Origin of the sequence: Paenibacillus borealis (assembly GCF_000758665.1) — a bacterium.
Lineage (GTDB): Bacteria > Bacillota > Bacilli > Paenibacillales > Paenibacillaceae > Paenibacillus_AQ > Paenibacillus_AQ borealis.
The window spans coordinates 4,208,873-4,228,763 of record NZ_CP009285.1; the positions used below are offsets into that span (position 1 = coordinate 4,208,873).

The 19,891-nt window shown below is 49.2% G+C and carries 16 protein-coding genes; 10 read left to right on the forward strand and 6 right to left on the reverse strand.

Translation table 11 applies throughout. The annotated features are described in order from the left end of the window. Positions 1-4: 4 nt before the first annotated feature. Positions 5-469: a hypothetical protein gene (locus PBOR_RS17775; RefSeq protein ID WP_042213888.1), complete on the reverse strand. Its 465-nt coding sequence runs from the start codon at positions 467-469 to the stop codon at positions 5-7. Positions 470-1,009: 540 nt separating this feature from the next. Here PBOR_RS17775 and PBOR_RS17780 point away from each other — a divergent pair. Both PBOR_RS17780 and PBOR_RS17785 read left to right on the forward strand, forming a co-directional pair. After that, entirely contained in the window at positions 1,010-2,668 is a 1,659-nt protein-coding gene (locus tag PBOR_RS17780; RefSeq protein WP_042213890.1) for a DUF6138 family protein, read from the forward strand. Positions 2,669-2,844: 176 nt separating this feature from the next. After that, entirely contained in the window at positions 2,845-3,768 is a 924-nt protein-coding gene (locus tag PBOR_RS17785; RefSeq protein ID WP_042213892.1) for an NAD(P)/FAD-dependent oxidoreductase, read from the forward strand. A gap of 198 nt (positions 3,769-3,966) precedes the next feature. On the opposite strand, the gene PBOR_RS17790 is transcribed toward PBOR_RS17785, so the two are convergent. Next, positions 3,967-4,740 carry an ankyrin repeat domain-containing protein gene (locus tag PBOR_RS17790; protein ID WP_042213894.1) on the reverse strand — a complete coding sequence of 258 codons (774 nt, stop codon included), beginning with the start codon at positions 4,738-4,740 and terminating at the stop codon, positions 3,967-3,969. Positions 4,741-4,897: 157 nt separating this feature from the next. Between PBOR_RS17790 and PBOR_RS17795 the strand changes: the two genes are divergently transcribed. The 3 genes from PBOR_RS17795 to PBOR_RS17805 all read left to right on the forward strand — a co-directional run bounded on the left by PBOR_RS17795 (position 4,898) and on the right by PBOR_RS17805 (position 7,047). Continuing rightward, positions 4,898-5,488 (forward strand): TetR/AcrR family transcriptional regulator, encoded by a 591-nt coding sequence (locus PBOR_RS17795; protein WP_042213897.1) that lies wholly within the window; start codon positions 4,898-4,900, stop codon positions 5,486-5,488. Between the two features lie 22 nt (positions 5,489-5,510). Continuing rightward, positions 5,511-6,257: a type I methionyl aminopeptidase gene (gene map, locus PBOR_RS17800; RefSeq protein ID WP_042213899.1), complete on the forward strand. Its 747-nt coding sequence runs from the start codon at positions 5,511-5,513 to the stop codon at positions 6,255-6,257. A gap of 121 nt (positions 6,258-6,378) precedes the next feature. Beyond that, positions 6,379-7,047 carry a cyclase family protein gene (locus PBOR_RS17805; RefSeq protein WP_281192358.1) on the forward strand — a complete coding sequence of 223 codons (669 nt, stop codon included), beginning with the start codon at positions 6,379-6,381 and terminating at the stop codon, positions 7,045-7,047. A gap of 85 nt (positions 7,048-7,132) precedes the next feature. Here PBOR_RS17805 and PBOR_RS17810 read toward each other — a convergent pair whose 3' ends face one another. Beyond that, positions 7,133-8,419 (reverse strand): MFS transporter, encoded by a 1,287-nt coding sequence (locus PBOR_RS17810; protein ID WP_042213904.1) that lies wholly within the window; start codon positions 8,417-8,419, stop codon positions 7,133-7,135. A gap of 28 nt (positions 8,420-8,447) precedes the next feature. Beyond that, positions 8,448-10,670, reverse strand: a complete 2,223-nt coding sequence (locus tag PBOR_RS17815) for a B12-binding domain-containing radical SAM protein (RefSeq protein ID WP_042213907.1) — start codon at positions 10,668-10,670, stop codon at positions 8,448-8,450. 386 nt (positions 10,671-11,056) lie between these two features. Between PBOR_RS17815 and PBOR_RS17820 the strand changes: the two genes are divergently transcribed. Beyond that, positions 11,057-12,145 carry an NAD(P)/FAD-dependent oxidoreductase gene (locus PBOR_RS17820; protein WP_042213908.1) on the forward strand — a complete coding sequence of 363 codons (1,089 nt, stop codon included), beginning with the start codon at positions 11,057-11,059 and terminating at the stop codon, positions 12,143-12,145. Positions 12,146-12,150: 5 nt separating this feature from the next. Here PBOR_RS17820 and PBOR_RS17825 read toward each other — a convergent pair whose 3' ends face one another. Further along, complete coding sequence (locus tag PBOR_RS17825) at positions 12,151-13,041, reverse strand: ketopantoate reductase family protein (RefSeq protein WP_042213909.1); 891 nt, start codon at positions 13,039-13,041, stop codon at positions 12,151-12,153. Between the two features lie 147 nt (positions 13,042-13,188). Between PBOR_RS17825 and PBOR_RS17830 the strand changes: the two genes are divergently transcribed. Next, on the forward strand, positions 13,189-13,737 hold the full coding sequence (locus PBOR_RS17830; protein WP_042213910.1) for a TetR/AcrR family transcriptional regulator: 549 nt from the start codon (positions 13,189-13,191) through the stop codon (positions 13,735-13,737). Between the two features lie 79 nt (positions 13,738-13,816). Here the strand turns inward: PBOR_RS17830 and PBOR_RS17835 are convergent, their stop codons facing one another. After that, the gene (locus PBOR_RS17835) at positions 13,817-16,126 is read right to left on the reverse strand and encodes a helix-turn-helix domain-containing protein (protein ID WP_042213911.1); all 2,310 of its coding nucleotides are present in this window, start codon (positions 16,124-16,126) and stop codon (positions 13,817-13,819) included. A gap of 262 nt (positions 16,127-16,388) precedes the next feature. On the opposite strand from PBOR_RS17835, the gene PBOR_RS17840 reads away from it, so the two are divergent. The 3 genes from PBOR_RS17840 (at position 16,389) to PBOR_RS17850 (ending at position 19,887) form a co-directional block, all read left to right on the forward strand. Beyond that, positions 16,389-17,987, forward strand: a complete 1,599-nt coding sequence (locus tag PBOR_RS17840; RefSeq protein WP_042213912.1) for an extracellular solute-binding protein — start codon at positions 16,389-16,391, stop codon at positions 17,985-17,987. 80 nt (positions 17,988-18,067) lie between these two features. Beyond that, positions 18,068-19,039, forward strand: coding sequence for an ABC transporter permease (locus PBOR_RS17845; RefSeq protein ID WP_042213913.1), 972 nt, complete (start codon positions 18,068-18,070; stop codon positions 19,037-19,039). After that, entirely contained in the window at positions 19,033-19,887 is an 855-nt protein-coding gene (locus PBOR_RS17850; RefSeq protein ID WP_042213914.1) for a carbohydrate ABC transporter permease, read from the forward strand. The genes PBOR_RS17845 and PBOR_RS17850 overlap by 7 nt, the downstream gene beginning before the upstream one ends. Positions 19,888-19,891: the final 4 nt, after the last annotated feature.

A 19,891-nucleotide genomic window follows, 5' to 3' on the forward strand; every position in this document is an offset into this window, starting at 1 on the left:
CCTCTTAGCATAAGTATAGCATAACCAGGCGTTCTGCGACAGATTCATCGATAAGCATGAAGGTAGAAGTGATCCTCTTTGCTCCAATGACATTAATGTAATATTGAATAAGTGGTGCTTTCATCTTTGACTGGAAAGCAACTGCACCTTCAAAGCCAACCTCCATACTACATTTGCATGCAAACACCATCAGGTGCTCACCAATTAAATCGAACTCTTTACGCTTTCTAGGGACACTTTCAATAAGATGTACCCACACATGATCCTCTCTATGCTCAAGGGCTATCGCTCCTTGAATTACATCATCACCATGTATAACCATCTTATACACTGCGATGCCATGCTGCCCGAAATATACTGACCAGTCGAAGTTTTCTTCCCAATCATACATCTGATCCACGATATCATGAGGTTGCAAATAATGAAATGAAATAGGATATGTCTCTCCGCTCTGGATATGTATTAACACGAGACCACCTCCCATTGATTAAAGGGATTGAAAATATAGGTAAATTATGTATTTATACATCTATATGCGTGGGATGGAGCATCGACAGTAGCAATAGACCAAGTCGAGCACAGCGCCAAAATAGGCGCAGTGAACTACACATCACCTAAGAGGTAGGTGCTTCTAGTCAACGGAGCTAACACTCCCAGTTTGTCCAAGTTTACTGGTTAGCTCCTAACCCATGGTGCCATTTACATAGTCAGTTTTAGAAGATTGGCAGCCGCATTCCAATCTCTCTCATTCGGGTAGACGTTCTCTTTTCTAAACATCCACAAAATTATTATAGCACATGCGTTCTTATGAATAACATTATTATTCCATATGAAGAGAAAGCCGTTAGTCATTTATACCGTCACTTTAGAAGTAAGGGAAATGTTGACTATCCAATGTTAAAATTTGAACGGTAAATCATGATACGGTAATATCTAGTGTAGATAATAATAGAGTGGGCATGAACAATTTCATTGCCGATATCGCTGTGTAAAGGAGCATGTAATAGACATGGAGTATACGCTGGAAGCAATTCTTGAAGAAATGAAAATGGAAATAGACAAGTGGCTCATCTTTATCAGTGATAAAGAAGCAGAGAAAATTGTAAAACGGACCACGCTGCAGGCAGGCATTCACGGGTATGCTCTCCTCGAATATGCGGATGGCAGGGTGGATGTGACAGATAATTTACTTGGTTTAACAGAGCCGGGTAAAAGGAAGCAGAATACCCCTGAGCAGCTGACAGAGGTGCAAGTGCGGGAGCAGATTATCCCTGAGCTCGCTTCGTATATGCTGGACAAATTAAAAGCATTACCGCCGGCAGTATTGGATTACCGCTTCAGGTTTGACGGGAAATTCCAGGTGAGCAGCGGTGTTGTTAATGTGCGTATTCTTGAATATGCAGATGAGGCGAAGAGGCAACAGCTTCTGGAACGTATCAGCTTCTATATCTCTAACAAGCTTGAAGCCGGCAAATATCCGACCAAGCCGCTGGAAACCTTTTTCCTGGCCCGGCAACTCCTGGATGAAGGACTGTATCCCGTCTTGGATTTCGGCAGAATCATCGCTGTGTATGAGAAGATCCTGGAGCTGAATAAAGGGAACAAGCATCTGGCTGAGCACCGCAATACTATCACCATAGCACTCAGGAACTGGGTAGAAGATCATTGGCTGCCGCGTTATTTCGAGAACACAGGAACCCAGTGGCAGACGGGATTTACGAAGAAGATAGATGCTGTACTTGAAAATGCCGGGCAAGAAACGGTTGAGCTCGTGATCTTTGCTGCAGTTTGCATCCTCAAATATGAGCCTTCCTACAGCAGAAGTGCGGGGCTTGCCTTCCTGCAATGTGCGCTCGAACTCGGCAGTGTCCAGGCTGCACGGCTAATTAATCATGGCAGCGGTGCCTTTGCAGAAGAGGTTATGAGATTATGCAATGATCAGGTGGAATGTAGCGCTAATGATGTATTTGCCGAGGTACGCATCCGTATTCATCAGGAGTCAGAGGAGAGTTATGCGTTTGCGCTCCGCTTCCTGACGAATCTGTTGAAATTGGGCTTTCCGAAAAGCTACCAGATTAAGTTTAACTCCACAGTTAAGCACTGGCTGCCGCTCAAAGGACTGGGCAAGACGGGCACGCACCGTTTTTTTGCCAACGCGCTTGATTACCCGGGAGTACACCCGTTGCTTGAAGAATACGCCAAGGCGGCGATGGAAACCTTCGAATGGTATACGGATGCGGAAGGGGAGAAGTGCTGCATGCCGGGCAGTTATGCGGTCTTTGGACTGGGTCTCACAGATCAGGCATATTTCCCGCTGGTCGTTCAATATATGGAGAAGGTAGATGTTGAACATCAGTCTGTCCAGAATAGATTCACAGCTGCGTTAATCGAACAATACGGCATTTACAGAGAGATGCTTCCCGTGATGTTGACGTGTATGCTGTACTGTACAGATTCATTGAAGCTCAAGATGAAGGGTGAACTGGAGGATACCAGGCTGCTGAGAGTGCTGCTCGATCAGGTACGCGGCCTGCATTACTACCAGGTGGAACATCTCGTCTACCTGATCTGGGGCGGGAAGAACAAGCTGCAGAAGCTTGCTGACAAAGCTGAGGGAGAGCAGAAGCAATACCTTGCCGGGCTGATCCAAGCGGCCAATCGGAGCTGATACCACCACTGAAAGCTAATATTAATTTAAAAAATAATCATTGCAAAATAGTAATAAACCATCTATTGTGGATAAAGAAGCTCTTTGATATCTGTTTTATCGAATCAAATAAGAAGTCGCTGGCTTCTTGCTGTCTAATTATAGACATTTAGAATCTATGAAGGAGGTTATTCATTATGGAAAAACAATATGCTGATGTAGTAATTATCGGTGGCGGACCGGCTGGTCTGAATGCCGCTTTAGTGCTGGCAAGGGCAAAGAAAAGGGTAGTGGTAATCGATGAGGGGCGTCCGCGTAATGCTGTAACTGGTGCGGTTCACGGGTTTATTACCCGCGATGGGATCCCACCGGGGGAGTTCCGGCGAATTGCACAAGAAGAGATCCTGGCTTATCCTTCGGCATCATTCGTAGCGGATACAGTGATATCGATCGCAGGAACCAACGGTCAGTTTGAATTGAGCACGATGGAAGGACAAATGATATCAAGCCAAAAAATATTATTTGCCATCGGCATGAAGGATCAGCCGCTTTCCATTTCGGGACTTAAGGAGGTATACGGAAAAAGCGCCTTCGTCTGCCCGTATTGTGACGGCTGGGAATTAAGGGACCAGCCGCTCGTCGTCATATCGAAGGGGACTGTCCTAATGCATTTCGCTCCGGTTATCTCGGGATGGACAAGCCAGCTTACGGTTTGTACGAATGGTCCAGATGAACTGACGGAGGCCCAGCGCCAGGAGTTCCAGCACAATCATATTCCCTTGTTCAACTCACCGATCCGGCATATCGACTCGAAGGATGGAATCGTTCAACAAGTTGTACTGGAAGACGGAACGGTGATTCCAGCCAGGGGAATCTTTTTTAAACCCGAGCTGGTGATGGGCTCTGACCTTCCACGCACCATCGGATGCGAATTTACAGAAACAGGAGTACTCGCCGTTAATGAATCCGGACAAACAAATATCCCAGGCATTTATAGCGCCGGGGATGCAGCATCTATGATGCATCAGGCAATCGCTTCGGCTTCGGCGGGCTCATTTGTGGCCGCTGTCATGAATAATGAGCTGAATACAGAAGCTTGGCGGAGAAACATTAATAAGTGAAGGGAATAAGATAATATCATCGTTGTATTAGAAGCATAAATGAGCAGGCTGCGGATCGTGAAATCTACTGATTCAGGTATATGATTAACAAGAGTTGAATATACTTTAGTATAGAACCATCTAATAGGGGATGCTTGCTGCTAAGACATAGACTGTTTACTCAGAATCTGAGTTGCAGTCTTTGTTTTGTTTATAAACCTAACTCATGGAGGATTTAGCATCCAATCCGTGCAACCACTGTACCATATCAGGGGAGGCACTGCGCTGAGCAGCGTCCAAGGGAGTGAGGCCGTCCCACACAGAAATCCAGTTTATATCCGCCTTCCGGCCGAGCAGGTATTCGGCAGCTTCTCGTTGTCCGCCGTGGCAGGCGCACCAGAAAGCGACGTTCACCTCGTCCGGAGGCGATGAGTGTCCCGCTCCCCAAGGGTATTGCTGCGAGAGCGGGTCTCCGGCGAAGTGAGCTTCCATAGCATCTACCAGACCCAACGCGGCTGCATGCCAAAGAGCAGCTTTGGCTCCACGTTCAATCAATCTATGGGCTGCCCGCCATTGCGCAAATGCCACTGCGTCATCCAGCGGCGTTCCGCCGGCTATGACGGCGCCGGATGCCTCGATGTCAGCACCGGAATCGAGAAGGATATCAAGCACTTCGACGTCGTCGCAGCTTGCAGCCCAATGAAGCGGGGTCTCGCTGTGCGGTCCAGTGAACCGGGCATTCACCCCGGCACCGGCTTCTATCAACAGTGCAGCTGTCGCTGAATTGTTAGGGAAATGTCCGGGCCAATCGGTTGCAATATGCAGCATTGAACGCAATTCCCCGTTACTTACAATTCTTGATGTGGCCAGCCCGGCGTTCTCTTCAAGCAGCTGCCTTAAGGCTGGGATATCGCCGGTATGAACCGCTGTAATTACCGAAATACCCAGCGGATGGTCCTCTGGAATATAAGCTATGTTCTTCTCATCACTCATAATTAGAATGCCTCCCGTCTATGGTCTACCACATTGGGTTCCTTAAATAATCATACTTCATATGTATATCCAACTTCAAAAGGTACTTGTTTTTCCTGTTCCGATGTTTTATATTGACATAACAGCAGGTCAAAAATAAAAGAGGTGGACGGACTAGATGACTCCACGCACGAAGGAACAAAATGAGGATATCCGGCTGCGCCGGCTGGCGCAAATCCGCAAAGCCGCAGCCGATGTTTTTTTGGATAAAGGGCCATTACTGGAAATCCGCGATGTGGCCGCGCAAGCGGGACTCGGCTATGGTACGGTATATCATTATTACAGCAATAAGGGAGATTTGCTCAACGATCTGCTATGGGATGCGTTGGACCGGGCCGGGGGATGGATGGGTGGCGCAGAGCTTAGCCCCGACACCGCCAGCGTCCGGCTGCTGGAGCTTTGGGCAGAGGATCACGCTGTATACCTGCTGTATAAGCAGGCCGGGGAAGGCTTTGCTTCGCTGCCCGAAGCGCGTTCATCTCCGCTCTCGGCCGCGTTTCTCCAGGAGGTGCTTACGCCGTTTGCCGCTCTGCTGGCGGACGGTGATTCCACTTCCGGAGGAAACGAAGCGGAATCACCGTATCGGCTGCAGCGTGCGGAAATGCTGCTGGCCGCCTTGGCCGGCTGCGCCTCGCTTTCGCTTCGCCGCGGTAAGCTGCACGAAGAGGCCGGGGATATCACCCGGCTTCTGAAATTCCAGAATGAATGAATAAGGAGCGAATAAACCAAAGATGATTATTCTCAAATCAACCAGGGAAATCGAAGAGATGAAGACGGCTGGGCAAATCGTTGCCGATTGCTACCGTGAAGTGGCCAAACTGATCGAGCCTGGGATTACCACCCGGGAGATCAATGACTTTGTTGCAGGACACATAAACAAGCTGGGCGGCAAGCAGTTTACGAAAGGTTATAACGGGTTCCCCGCAGAAACCTGTATTTCAATCAACGATGTGGTGGCTCACGGCATTCCTTCGAACCGGGTGGTTATCGACGGGGACTTGCTGAAGCTCGACATCGTTGCGGAATACGGCGGATGGTTCGGCGATTCATGCATGAGCTATGCGGTGGGCAGCATCCGGCCGGAGGTGCAGCAATTAATGAAGGTGACGAAAGAATGCCTGGATCTGGGGATCGCCCGGGCGGTTCCCGGAGGCCGGCTTGGCGATATCACATCGGCCATTCAGCAGCACGCGGAAGCGCACGGGTATTCGGTCGTACGTGATCTGCTGGCGCACGGGATCGGGCGGAGCCTGCACGAGGAGCCTAGCTATGAGCATATCGGTGTGGCCGGCAAAGGCATCCGGTTAAAGGAAGGCATGGTGTTCACAATTGAACCCATGATCAATGAAGGTACGTATCGTATCACGATCGATGATGATGAGTGGACGGCAAGAACAGCCGATGGCAAGCTGTCGGCGCAGTATGAGCACACGATCGCAATCACGGCAGACGGACCGTTGATTCTAACTGCCCAATAAGCTTAAGAATAATTGCTGCAATAATGTACTATCTGCCATCAGCTTTTAAGCTGTAATATTACCGGTATATATTCTGCCTAAGAAACTACAGGAGGGTGTTACTATTTCAAAATACGTCGAAATCGGTTACCCGATTTATGCAGGAATGCCGGTTTTCCCAGGGTTGCCAGAAGTGAAATTAGATCCTCGTGAGCGCTTGAGTAAAGGAGATGAATGGAACGGAAGTGTATTAACCATTTATCTTCATGCAGGTACCCATGTGGATGCACCATGGCATCATTTGAATAACGGTAAGGGCATAGATGCTGTTCCAATTGAAGACTTCATCTACAGAAGCCCGCTATTGATTGACTGCCCGCTAGGACCTGACGGTTTCATTACAATCGCTATGCTTGAGGCGTACGAAAAGCTTCATGAAGCAGATATTCTAATCTTCAATACGGGCTATTGGAAATACAGGGATACGGATTTCGAAAGATACGCCAACCATTTCCCGGCCGTCTCTCCCGAAGCTGCTGAATACATCCGGACGAAGCTGCCAAACTGCAAAGCCGTAGCTATTGATACCTTAAGCATTGAAAATATGGCGGAAGCCAAAAGAACCGGCTTTTTTGTCCATCATGCCTTTTTAGACCATGAGAAGTATGAAGAGCCGACGATGCTCATTTACGAAGACATAAATCCAGCGCCGTTAATTGATAAAAAACTCATCTCCGCCTTCGCAGCCCCCCTTCGTATTAAAGACCATGATGCTTCTATTATTAATATCATTGTTGAAGTGGAAGCTTAAGAGCGATTATGAAAAACTCGTGAAGCTTACTGCTAAAATAAAGACTGTATACTCTTAAATGAGTTGCAGTCTTTGTTTGAATTATTTATGCGGATTGACCGGTTTGAGGTGAAGGGGAGGACTGAGGAGCTTGGATGTCGAGGCTGCGCAGATGATGATTGGTCAGCCCGATGATCAGACAGACGGCAAACAAGGCGGCGGCAAGACCGAAGCATACCTCCACACCGATGCTGTCGGCCAGAATACCTACTCCGCCATAGGTTAACGGGATGGAGATATTAAAGGCCATGGAGCTGATGCTGTTGACGCGTCCCCGAAGCGCAGACGGGACAAGCAGCTGGAATAAGGTGCTCATCGGGATCACAGTGACTGTCACACCAAAGCCTAAGATCAGGTTGCCGAAGCAAGCGGACCAGAGTGCAGGAGATAATGCGATAACACACATGCCAAGGCCTTGAACACCCAGTCCACAGGAAAACCAGATACCAATTCTCCGGGGGGATCTGCTGCCGACGAACAGTCCGCCCAGAAGCAGTCCGGCAGCTATAGCGGCATTGAAAATACCGAGCTCGCTGGAACCGCCTTGCAGCAGCTCCCCAATCAGCATGGGGGGAAGCACATTGCTGGGCCCTAAGGCAATATTGCTGAGCGTACCGAGGAGGATGAGCAGGAGCATAGCCGTTTGTCCCCGCAGCCATCCCCAGCCCTCCCGGATCTCCTCGAAGATGGACAAGCCGGTGGCGGCGCGGGAATCCTTCGGGGCCTTGCCGCGCCTCTTAATCTGCTGAATCAGGGCGAGTGAGGCGATAAACGTTACCGCATCCACAATCACGGCCCCTGAATTTCCTATGGAGGCTACCAATATCCCCCCAGCAACCGTGCCGAGAATACGGGTGATTTGCAGGGAAACGGACAGCAGTGAATTGGCTGAGATGAGGTAGGTTTTATCCCTGATGAGCTCCGGCAGGAAGGAGCTCTGCGAAGTTGCAAACAGATTGCCCATAATCGATAGGCCGATTGTGATCAGATAGATATGCAGCAGCTGAAGCTGCCCGGTTAACATCAATACAGCAAGGGCTCCGGTGAGCAGAGCTTGAGCGGCGTCGGAGATTTGCATCAGAATCTTTTTGTTCAAGCGGTCTACCCAGGCACCAATGAATAAACCGAGAATCATTTCCGGCAGGAACTTGGTGACAATCACCAGCCCTACCTGGAGCGAGGAGCCGGTCATCGAGTACACGAGCCAGCTGATTGCGAGATTGTATAAAGAATCCCCGAAGCAGGAGCTTGCCCGGGCCAGCCACAGATAGCGGAAGTCGGCATTCTGCTTTAGCAGAAGCCTGTAATTAGGTTTACTGATTGTGGAATTCAACTGAGAACACCTCCTTTGTCCAAGATCTTCAAGTTTCTGCTGCCGGTGGCCGTTTCGGCCGCAGAAACCGGCTCGAGATACAGTGTTGCCATAGCTTGGTATGAAACTCATGCTGCCCCGATTGCTCCAGTAGTTCCGTCAGACTCAAGCCGTGTTCGAACTTCCGCAGAAATTCAATCATCGGTACAGGAAACGGAAACAGAGTGCCATCCCGGCGGACGAACAGCTGCTGCTCTTTGGGCTGCGGGTAACTGGAATGCTCGGAAGTCCATTGCCCAAGAAGTTCAGTTATATTTTGCGCGGTGACTGCCTTTCCTTCGCGGTCGGATGCGTCAAGAATGTTATCCAGGCTTTTTTTGTTAAACAGCTTGTGGACAGGAAGGTAATAGTGATCCTCAATAAGATGCCCATTCAATTCCATGATTTCGTTCTCATTAGCTGCCGCAGAATTATCCCCGCTGATGACTTCGAGGATATTGCTTCCGAACCGGTCATGATAGAACATCGAATGCGCAGTATCCACTCCCCCCACCCAAGGACGGTCAAACTGATTGGTCCGCAAGGATGTTTTGGCCTCAGTCAGCTCCTTAGACCCGCAGCGTGAAGAATTGGCAAGCAAGTGCTCTTGCTCACTGTAATACAGCCTCCAGGCGACATCTTCACCCTCAAAAGGCCGGATATCCTGAATACGGAAACGCTCCGGTTCTTTGGCTATAATCGCGCCTTTGGTTAAGACGAACTGGCCAAGTCCGCCAAAAGTCCAATACCTGCTGTTCTGCTGCAGAAAATGGACGGAACTCAAGGCATCGTCAACCGTTTCGGTAGGGAATCCGGTAAATCCCATAATCTGCACGCCGATGCCGGCTTCGCTGAACATTTGAATGGTTTCCTGCAGCCGGTCGACCTTGGTTCCTTTATGAATCAGATTCAATATCCGCTGGTTCCCGGATTCAAATCCGACCGAGATGGCGGTACATCCGCTTTGATGCAGCAAATCACAGCGTTCCGGTGTCCAGTATTCCTCAAGCCGGATCTCTGCTCCCCAGCGGATGTCGAGGCCTTCTTCCAGGATTGCCGCAGCCAGCTTGAGCAGCAGAGCCGGAGACAATACGTCTACTGAGAAATAAATATATTTGTAGGTGACGGCGAGCATCCTCAAATCTTCCATAATTTTATCCAGCGGGTATTGCCGCCAGGGGCTGGTAGGCGAATCGGTATTGAGGCCGTAATCACAAAAGGTGCACTTGTTCCAATAACATCCCCGCGAAGGGGAATAGTAGATGAACGGATAAGGGGACAGGTATTTCTCCCAGGGCAGCTTGCTGTACGCCGGCGCCGGAAAGGAGCAGATATCTTCGTATTTGATCTCCAGCGGGGAGGTATCAGATACGGCTTGAACTCTTGGATGCAGCGCAATATTCGGAGACGCAGGCAGCGGCCTATCATGCTCCATTGCCTGGAGGATAGAGACCAGTGCACTTTCACCTTCGCCGATAATGCAGGCATCTGCAGAGTCGAATACCGCATAGAAATCGTTTTTGTTCAAAATATATTTCCAGTAATCTGAGACAGCGGTACCGCCGAATATAATCCGGATTTCCGGGCAGCTCTTCCGAATGTGCTGTGCCATGCTCAGTGCGAAAGGAATTTGGGCAACATAGGTGATACTGATACCAACGAGGGAATAACCGCCAGTGATGATGCCGGGAATCAATTCGTTCCTGTAGTAGTCGGCGAAAGGCTCTGAGATTACTCCGGTGATTCGGGTATCGCGCATATCCAGGGAGCTAAATATATTGAAGAATCCGCTGGTGGCTAAGCTGAACCCTCTGAATTGCCCCGGGAAGCCCTTTAAGGATAAGGCATCCATCCAGAGCATTACGGTCTCAACGGCGCTTGTATACAGCCTGTAGTCAAAAAATTCTGTTTCATCACGGAAAGTGTGCAGCGCGGCTGGCAGCTCCCTGGCAAAATTCATGCCTCGTACTTTGAGCGCATAATAAAGCTCCATTTGTTCAATGGGCGTAGGTTCTTCCAGTGCTTGAAGCTGCGCATAACGTTCATTGATATATTGCATTGTTGTTCCGATTTGCTCAGGCGTTACGTTGTACAGCCATGCGTCAATATTGCTGTCAATAATATCAATATCTTCAAAGCCGAATTGCCGCGCATAGCCCGCCAAGCAACAAAGGCTGTGATATCCCGAAGTAGGATCGCTGATCGGAGGGTAGATAAGCGCAGTTTTTACCATTTCAAGACCTCCATAATGAAAAGAATACCTCCTCATCTGGTGATTCAATGAGGAGGCCGGGCTGCAGAGAACTGTTAGTGAATGTTATTCACATTGTTCTCACGTGTAACGTCGTTATCAAATTCTTCAGTGACTTCTAAGATGACTGCAAGCAATTCTTGTTCTTCCTTTTTCATGTAAATTCACCTCCTTTAGCTAATTAAAGCGATTATATGCTAAAAAATACCATCCTTCATATGAAATAGAAGATAGACGTTGCAATTAATTCCAGATAAACTATTAAATTGGGTAATCCTGTGTAAATTCGCTCAAGCCTAAGTGAATACTCACTCCGCTGTTACGGGAAGAATGTATGAAAGAGAATGTCTGGAAGGAGTGAGCGCTTGATGAAAGTTGCAATCATGGGGGCAGGAATTTCGGGGCTTGCCTGTGCCATTACACTTGAGCAGCATGGAATAGAACCAGTGATTTTTGAAAGCCGCAGTATGATTGGAGACCGGTTTGTGAATGCCGAAGTGCTGCTCTCCATGTTCACCCGTCCCGTTAACGACAGCATCGCTTACTTATCCGAGCAATTTGGTATTTTTCTTCATCCGGCTGCCGGGATTTCAAAGTTCACCTTTTACTCGAAGCATGAGCAGGCTATTCTGGAAGGGCAGCTTGGCTTCACGAACGTTCGTGGAAGACAGAAGAATTCATTCGAAGCGCAGCTGGGGCGGCAGGTGAAGTCGAAAATCCATTATAAATCTGAAAAAACGTATGAAGAACTGCTAGCAGACTACACGCATGTGGTGATGGCAACGGGGGACAGCGATTACGCGAAGAAGACCGGGAATTTCAGGGAAGACCTGACGGTTTCAGTAAAAGGAGCAACGGTGGAGGGGCAATTTGATCCTTATGAGGTTAAAGCGTGGCTGGACTACGAGCTCGCTCCTTTCGGATACGGATACCTGATCCCCTTCTCGGAGAAAGAGGCTAACCTTGTCATTGCCATTCCAGATATCCCTGAGATTAATACCGGTATCGAAACCTTATGGGACCGTTATTATCTCAAGGTACAAGCGGAGCTGGGGCAAGCGCTGCCCGTCACGGACCAGTTTCAAATTACCGGTTACCCCCTTGGGGTATGTCACTCCGGGAGGATCGGCAATACATTTTATGTCGGTAATTGCTTTGGCGCAATGATGCCCTTCATGGGCTTCGGGCAGCATGCCTCCTGGATGACAGGAATTTATGCCGCCCAGGATTTATGCGGTTTGGGTAATTATGAGGAGCTTACCAAGCCAATCAGAAAGAGTTATGAGAACTCGCTTGTCCTGCGCCGAACGATGGAGCATCTCTCGAATGAGAGCCTGGATCTCATTATCCGTAATCTCGACAGCTACTTGGGCAAAAAATTGCTTACAAGCACAACCCTTAATCCTTTAAAAATAGCAAGTTATCTGCTTCGTCCCTATATTAAGCTGAAGAGCTAATTATTTTAACTTAAGAGCTTCAATAAATCGTTTCTCAGCCGTACAATTTCCCTGTTTGCACTATCCGCATAATCCGGCAGCAGCATATCCCGTACCATTCTAGTCCGCAGCCACATCATAAAGAATAAATCCAAAATCAGGCTTGGGCATAAAAGCACAAATTTAAATACAGATGGATGAATTGCAACGCCAGCTTTTTGAATTGCCCTTAAATACGTTTTTAAGGTGACTGTTATTTGGTGTGCCGTTTGTCTGGTTCTGATTGTTTGTTCGTCAATGACCTTATGGTCAGAGTGTAAAACACTAAGCAATGCAATGTCCGATACGGAATGTGTTATGAGATAGGCCTTCATATCCTTATTCATTGTGTAAGGAAGCTTTGCTGTTTTGAATAATTGAGCGAGGTTCTCTACACGTTCTGTCACTACACCGTTTATTTCGCCGAACATAGTAGCTATCAGAATCTTTGGAGGGAACCGGGCATACAAAATCCCCTCTTTAATCTGTCCGCCTGCCCCGGGAAAAGCTGGTAAAAGTCTGTCTCCAACAATATCCAGCCACGAAGTAAATCCAATCGAATTATTAGTCATGGTAACAATATTTTTGCTTTGATTGTCTTTGAGTGCCAGCAACGCGGATTCGGATTGATCGTAACGAACGGTTACAAAAATAAAATCGTATACATCATCATTTTCAAGCTTATCTATGACTTTTACCTGTACCGCTTTAACGGCACCTTTCTCATTATATTGCAGACCTTTCTCTTTCAAGGCTGTAAACCGGTTAGAACGTGCAAACAGAGTAACATCCACCCCTGCTTCCAAGAATTTGATTGCGTATGCGCTCCCTATAACACCTGCACCAAAAATTAAAATCCTATATGGTCTTGCTGACATACAAATCCCCCCTATGTTTAAACATCATCTCTTGACTATCAGACAACGTGTTGTATGATGTGATCATAAAGCTTTGGTATTCCTTCATCAACCATCAGTTTTTTATGATTTGTCGGATGATAATCTTGTTCGGAATAGGAGGTTACATTGAAAAAGCAGCCCGAAACCACGGAAAAAACCAGACAAAATTTTATCGATGTTTTTTGTGAGCTATACAGCCAAAAGCCGATTGAAAAAATCTCGGTTCAAGAGATTGCGAAGAAGTCGGGGTATAACCGCAGCACATTTTATCAATACTTTACTGATATTTACGATTTGTTGGACTCTGTTGAAAATGATTTATTGAATTATATAAAAGAAGAATTGGCGAAGAAAGAGCTGCCTACCTATACTGTTCAGGATGCGCTTCATTGTTTGGAGAAGCCGGGATATCTCTCCGTCCTCAAGGCACTCTTGGGTGATTATGGCAGTATCCGTTTTTTGGAACGCCTGAAAAGGGAAATCACTCTTAACAACTTGGATTTGAACGTTCCGCACAACGATTCATTAACACCATATTTAATTGAGTTTCACATCTCAACATCACTTTCTTTATTCCGTCTATGGCTTCAGCGGGGAAAGGATTTAGCGCCGGAAGATTTTTTCGGGTTAGTGGATAATCTGTTCACAACGGGGATAACGCCGTATTCTAAATAATGCTGACATGACGGACAAGAACATATGCGCACAGGAAGCCGCCGAAGAGGCGGCTTTTTGTTTTAATGAGATGACAAGGTTATCTTTTCAAATGCAGCTGGCGGTATTCTGTTGGGGTCATGCCATAGTGTTTCTTGAAATTGCGCAGAAAGCTGGAGAAGTTCGTGTAGCCGACTTGCTCGGCAATATCATTCAGCTTCATGGGAGTTTCCAGCAGCAGCCGGTGGGCGGCCTTCATGCGTACTTCAATCAGATAGTCGACAAAATTACTGAAGGTATATTCCTTGAACAGCTTGCTTAAATAATTGGGGCTGATGTTGAACCGGTCGGCCAAATAATTAACGGAAATATCACTCTCGGCGTAGTGCTCCGTGACATAGGAGAGAACGCTTTCAATTAATTCGCCGCTTTTTTTCTTCATGCTCCGTTTCTCCTGCAGCGACTGAATCAGTTCAGCCATCAGCGAGCTTAAGACCATCCGCATCTCGTACAGGGTCTCGCATTGCTGCAGGCGGATGAACACCGCTTCATGCTCCGTCTGAAACTGTTCGTTCAAGCTGGAGTCGGCCGCGGTTCGCAGCGCTTTCAGAATGACCTGCAGGCAGAGCTGAACCATCATCTCTTTAGACAGATTGCAGCGGGCTGCCCGTTTGAACAGCTCCTCCAGCACGATTCCGGTCTTCTCCGCGTTCACCTGCTTGACCGTTTCCTGCACGGCATCAACGGATTCGAAGACTTCAAGCAGCCTGCCGCTGTCCCATGCACCAACATCACTGGAGGTAATGAGCGCGTTGTGCCCCAGGAGAATCTTGCAGGATATCAGTCCGGCCGACTCCAGATAGGATCTACGGATGTCATGGAAGTGGTCGTAATGCCCGCCGATGCTGATAGAGATCGTCCGTCTGAACTGTACCTCAACATAAGCCATGAAATCTTCGCTTAGAGATCTGGCTTCCGCAGTATTCTCCGCATTTCCTCCAGCTCTGAAGCTCAGAATCATTACCGCCTGTTCGTCGTTCATCTGAATTGCTGCCCCTTTCACCTTATCCTGCCGGGAGCGGATCATCTCTTCAGCTACATTGCACAGCGCGTACAGGTACAGGTTCATGTCTCCGACCTTCTCCAGCATCGCCTTATTATCGAATTCTATGGTGAGTACGATATAATGCTCCGGATACAGTTCAATGCCCACATGCTTCAGCATCGGCTCTACGGAAGCGAATTTCGTCCGGTTGCCGGTCAGAATATCGAACATGATCTGCAGCTTCAGCGCCGGAATGCTCTCGTGCAGCTTCTTCTCTGCATTGGAATAGCCGGTGAATACCTGCTCAATTCTGTTATGCAGATCATTATAGGAGAGTGCAGATGAGGATGCTCCGCTCTGGAACCCGGAGGGAGTGCGCTCTGTAATCTCTTCCAGCCTCCCGATGAAAAACTCCATAGGAGCATACCAGCGGTGATTGACGAACCGGGTTGCGGAAACCGCGATGATCACCATGAGCAAGGCCATGCCGATCAGAATATACCGCACAGTGAGTGAAAGCGTGCTGAGCTGATGCTGGGATACGATATAGATCAGCTTCCAGCCGGTATAGGAAGAATTATCGTAGAATATGAGATTTCTGCCGTTGGCGGTTTTCTCTGCCACATAACCACGCCCATCGCGCGCGAGCACCCGGGAAGCGTAGCTGTTGTCCAGAATGCTCTGATGAATCTGCTTGGGGTCCTTATGGGATAGAACATTCCCGTTCCCGTCGACCAGAAATACATTGTAGCTGTCGCTGAACTGCAGATCGTCGAACATCTTCGAAATACTCTTTTCATTAATCAGCGTGACCATTACACCGCTTCTGTCTTTGGGTCCGGCGGTAAAAGGGTAATTGCGGACAAGCAGGAAATCGCTGCTCTGGGCAGCGGGAGGAGAGGCGTTCCACTTCCCGGCCTGGGCACTTCCGGTGAAGGACTTGATCCAGCCCATCGAGGGCGCAGATTCCAGAGGGTAATAGTCGGAAGCAGAGAGGAGCTTGCCGCTGTTCTCCGAATACAGATAGATACCCTTCATATTAAAATTGGCTCCGAGACTGTTACCCAGCTGATCCTGGAGCATGGAGAGGCCCAGCAAATGCTGCGGTGTATCGAGGCCGGAATCTTCAAAAAAGGATCGGGTGTCATTGCTCCGCAGCAGATTAATTGTGGTTAAATCGATCTCCTGCAGCGTGCTGTCTACACGTTTGCTGATCTGGCTCAGCACATTCTGATTCGAACCAATCACCTGCGCTTCTAACTGACGGATAGAGCTAATATAGCTGATGGCTACGGTTGTCAGGATAATCAGGATGAATAATGCGGTATAAATGAGCTGTACTTTGGCTGATATTCTTCTCTTCACTTGCTATCGCTCCCTTATCCGGCGGATGTTCCCTTCATTATATGATATAACGAAGCGGTAAGCGGGTTTCACTTTCCATTCTGATGTAGCGTTATCTACAATTATTCCCCGGATAGCGGGAAATGAGAGTTCATTGTAGGTTCTGCAACTGTTCAGCCTGCAGCGGAGCCAGCTATAGTTAGGTGGAGGCCAGGCGCCAGGCTTCACCGTCATAGCAAGACATGATCTGCCCAACATCACAAGTCCATTGGAGGTCACAAGAATGTACAGAAACAGAAAGCTCACCCCCGCGCTTCTCGCGGTCCTGCTGCTCGGTACGGCGGCGTTGTCCGCTTGCGGCAACAGTAATGGAAACGCCGGCACAACCGCAGAGTCATCTCCGGCTGCAGCCTCACAGCCGCCAAGCGCAGATCCGTATGCTTCGCTGCCCAAGGAGATATCCGGCTCCATTTATGACAGAGGACAGGTGGCCACCGGAGAAGGCTCCTATGAGGAGAACCGGTGGACGAAGTATATCAATGAGAATTCCGGAGTGAAGGTGAATTGGGTACCGATCCCGCGCAATCAGGAGGCCGATAAGTTCAATGTGCTGATTGCTTCCGATCAGGCGCCGGATATGATGACGACCTTCAACCGCGACTTTATTGTCCGCTGGGCCGATGAAGGAGCCATTCAGCCGCTGGATGAGTATATCGACAAGTACAGCACCAGCTACAAAAAATATCTGCAGGAGCATCCCGAGCTGAAGCCTTACCTGACACTGGACGACGGTAAAATCTATGCCATCGCCAGCATGCGGCCCGCCCGTGCCAATACCGCCATCTTCATCCGGCAGGACTGGCTGGATAAGCTGGGGCTGGCTATGCCGACTTCGGTGGATGAGCTGGTGGAGGTCGCCAAAGCCTTCCGGGATAATGACCCCGACGGCAACGGTGCGGCCGATACCATTCCAATGGCGATGTCAACAGCCTATACCGCAATCACCGATGACTGGTATATGGCGCGCAGTGCAGCCTGGTTCGTGGAGGACGGGAAGCTCACCCAGAGCTTCTTCACCGAACGTTATAAAGACGCTCTTGCTTTCCGCCAGCTGGCTTACCATGAGAGTCTCGTTGACAAGGAATTTGCCACAGACAAGGAATTTTCCCGGCAGAAGCAACTGTGGACCACAGGGCGCTCCGGCATCTATTTCAGCAACCTGAATATGGACAATACCATTACCGAGCTGCGGAAGAATAACCCGGAGGCTAAGCTGGCCGCAATTCCGCCACTGTCCACGAAATATGGAACGAACGGCTATGAGGTCGAAGTTCCCAATCATCTGCTGACTGCCTTCAATAAGAATATGAAGAACCCGCAGGCTGCAATGGAATTTATCGACTGGATGCTGGATTCAGGCTGGGAGCCGCTGACCTACGGAACCGAAGGCGTCCATTATCAGATGAAGGACAGCATTCCGGTCACGACCGATTATGACAAATGGAAGACGGAGGTCGGCTACGCCTCCGAATACCGGCTGGTACAGCAGGAGCAGCAGACGCCGGAATATTTGATTACCCGGGCTGGGGACAGCAAGGATGATCAGGATATGGCTGCCCTCAAAAGTACCATTATTAAGTTCACGGAGAACCATACCTTCCGCAAGGATCTGCCTTATATCCCGCCTGTTGCGGAATACGCCTCCATCGCCGGCTCGTTTGAGACCAAATGGAAAGAAATCAATACCCGTATGGCGATGGGCAGCCAGACACCGGATGAAGCTGTGGAAGAGCTGCGCCAAGCCTGGAACAGCCTGGACGGAGACAATGTGACCGCCAAGGTGCAGGCCTGGTACGATGCGAACAAAGATAAGCTGAAGTAATGATTCTGTGATATAAGGGAGCTGCGGAATGAACCCTATTCCAGGCTCCCGACATTTATAGAGGAGTGAGAAAGAGCTATATGCCAAAAACACTGCACCAGCCTTCCGGTCCGGCGGCCATACGCTCCAAAAGCCTGAACAAGCCGGGGCGGGGCCTGTTATTTTATCTCTACCGGGACCGGTATCTGTACTTGTTCCTTATTCCGGCGATGTCCTATTTCTTCCTGTTCAAATTTGTCACCCTGTACGGCGAGCTGATTGCCTTCAAGGACTTCCGTCTGCTTGACGGTGTATGGGGCAGTCCCTGGGTGGGACTGAAGCACTTTCATACCTTGTTTAGCAGCTCGGAGTTCTGGAATGTTCTTCGTAATACCCTGCTGCTGAATTTGTACAATCTTGTTTTTGCCTTTCCAGCTCCGATTCTGCTTGCGCTGCTGCTGAATGAGCTGCGGGTGAACTGGTTCAAGCGGGCTGTGCAGAACATGCTGTATCTGCCCTTTTTTATCTCATGGGTGGTTCTGGCGGGGATCATCGTCTCTTTGCTGTCGCCTTCCACCGGAGTGGTGAATGCGGCACTGCGCCTGTTCGGGATCGATCCGATTTATTTCATGACCAGCACGTTATGGTGGCCTGTGGTGTTCATTGTCTCGACCATCTGGCAGAGCGCAGGCTGGGGCACGATTATCTATATGGCTGCCATCTCCGCCATTGATCCCGGCTTATATGAAGCGGCCAAAATCGACGGAGCCACCAAGCTGCGCCAGATCTGGCACATCACGCTGCCGGGCATCAGGGGAACCATTGGCGTCCTGCTGGTTCTGCAGATGGGGAAGATGATGGATGTGGGCTTCGAACATATCTTTAATCTGCAGAATGCCGCTGTCTTCAGTGTATCCGATGTAATCAGCACGTTCGTGTACCGCACAGGGCTGCAGAACGCGCAATACAGTCTGGCAACGGCAGTGGGATTATTTCAGGCACTGATCGGGCTGATTCTGGTGCTGACTGTCAACAAAATTGTGAAAAAGCTGGGAGAAGGCGGATTATGGTAAAACGACTCAAGAGTATGCCGCTGTATCTGTTCCTCGCCCTGTGCGCTTTCATCACGGTATTTCCGCTTCTGAATATTCTGGCCATGTCGCTGAGCAGCAGCCGGGCAATTATCTCGGGCGAAGTGGTATTGTGGCCGGTGGAGATTACCGTTCAGGCCTATAAACAGCTGTTCATCGACGGGCAGCTGCTCATTGCCCTCAAGAATACAGTGATTATCACAGCCGTAGGGACTGTACTCCAGATGATCGCAACCACGCTAGCCGCGTATACGCTTTCGAAGCGGAGATTAAAAGGACGGCAGATCTTTACGTTTATGGTGATGTTCAGCATGCTGTTCGGCACTGGGCTGATCCCGCTGTTCCTGCTCGTTAAGCAGCTGCACCTGATCAATACCTTTTGGGCGATCTGGCTGCCCGGGCTGGTAAGTGCTTACAATCTGTTTGTCATGAAATCATTTTTTGAAGGCCTGCCGGCTGAGCTGGAAGAGTCGGCGACGATTGACGGCGCAACGGACCTGACGGTGTTCGTCAAGCTGACGCTGCCTTTATCCAAGCCTATCCTGGCTGCGATTTCGCTGTTCTACGCGGTGGCTCTGTGGAACACGTATTCCAACGCCTTGTATTTCATCAGCAAATCGCAGCTGCTGCCTGTAACGGTCAAGCTGTACCAGATGCTGCAGACGCCGATTGATTCCCTCCTTGCGGGCGGGGATTCCTCCCAATACATTCAGCCGGAGGGTCTGAAGGCGGCGGCAATCATCATCACGGTGCTGCCGATCCTCTGCGTATATCCGTTTTTGCAAAAGCATTTTATCAAAGGGGTTCTGCTGGGCTCAGTGAAGGGCTGACGGG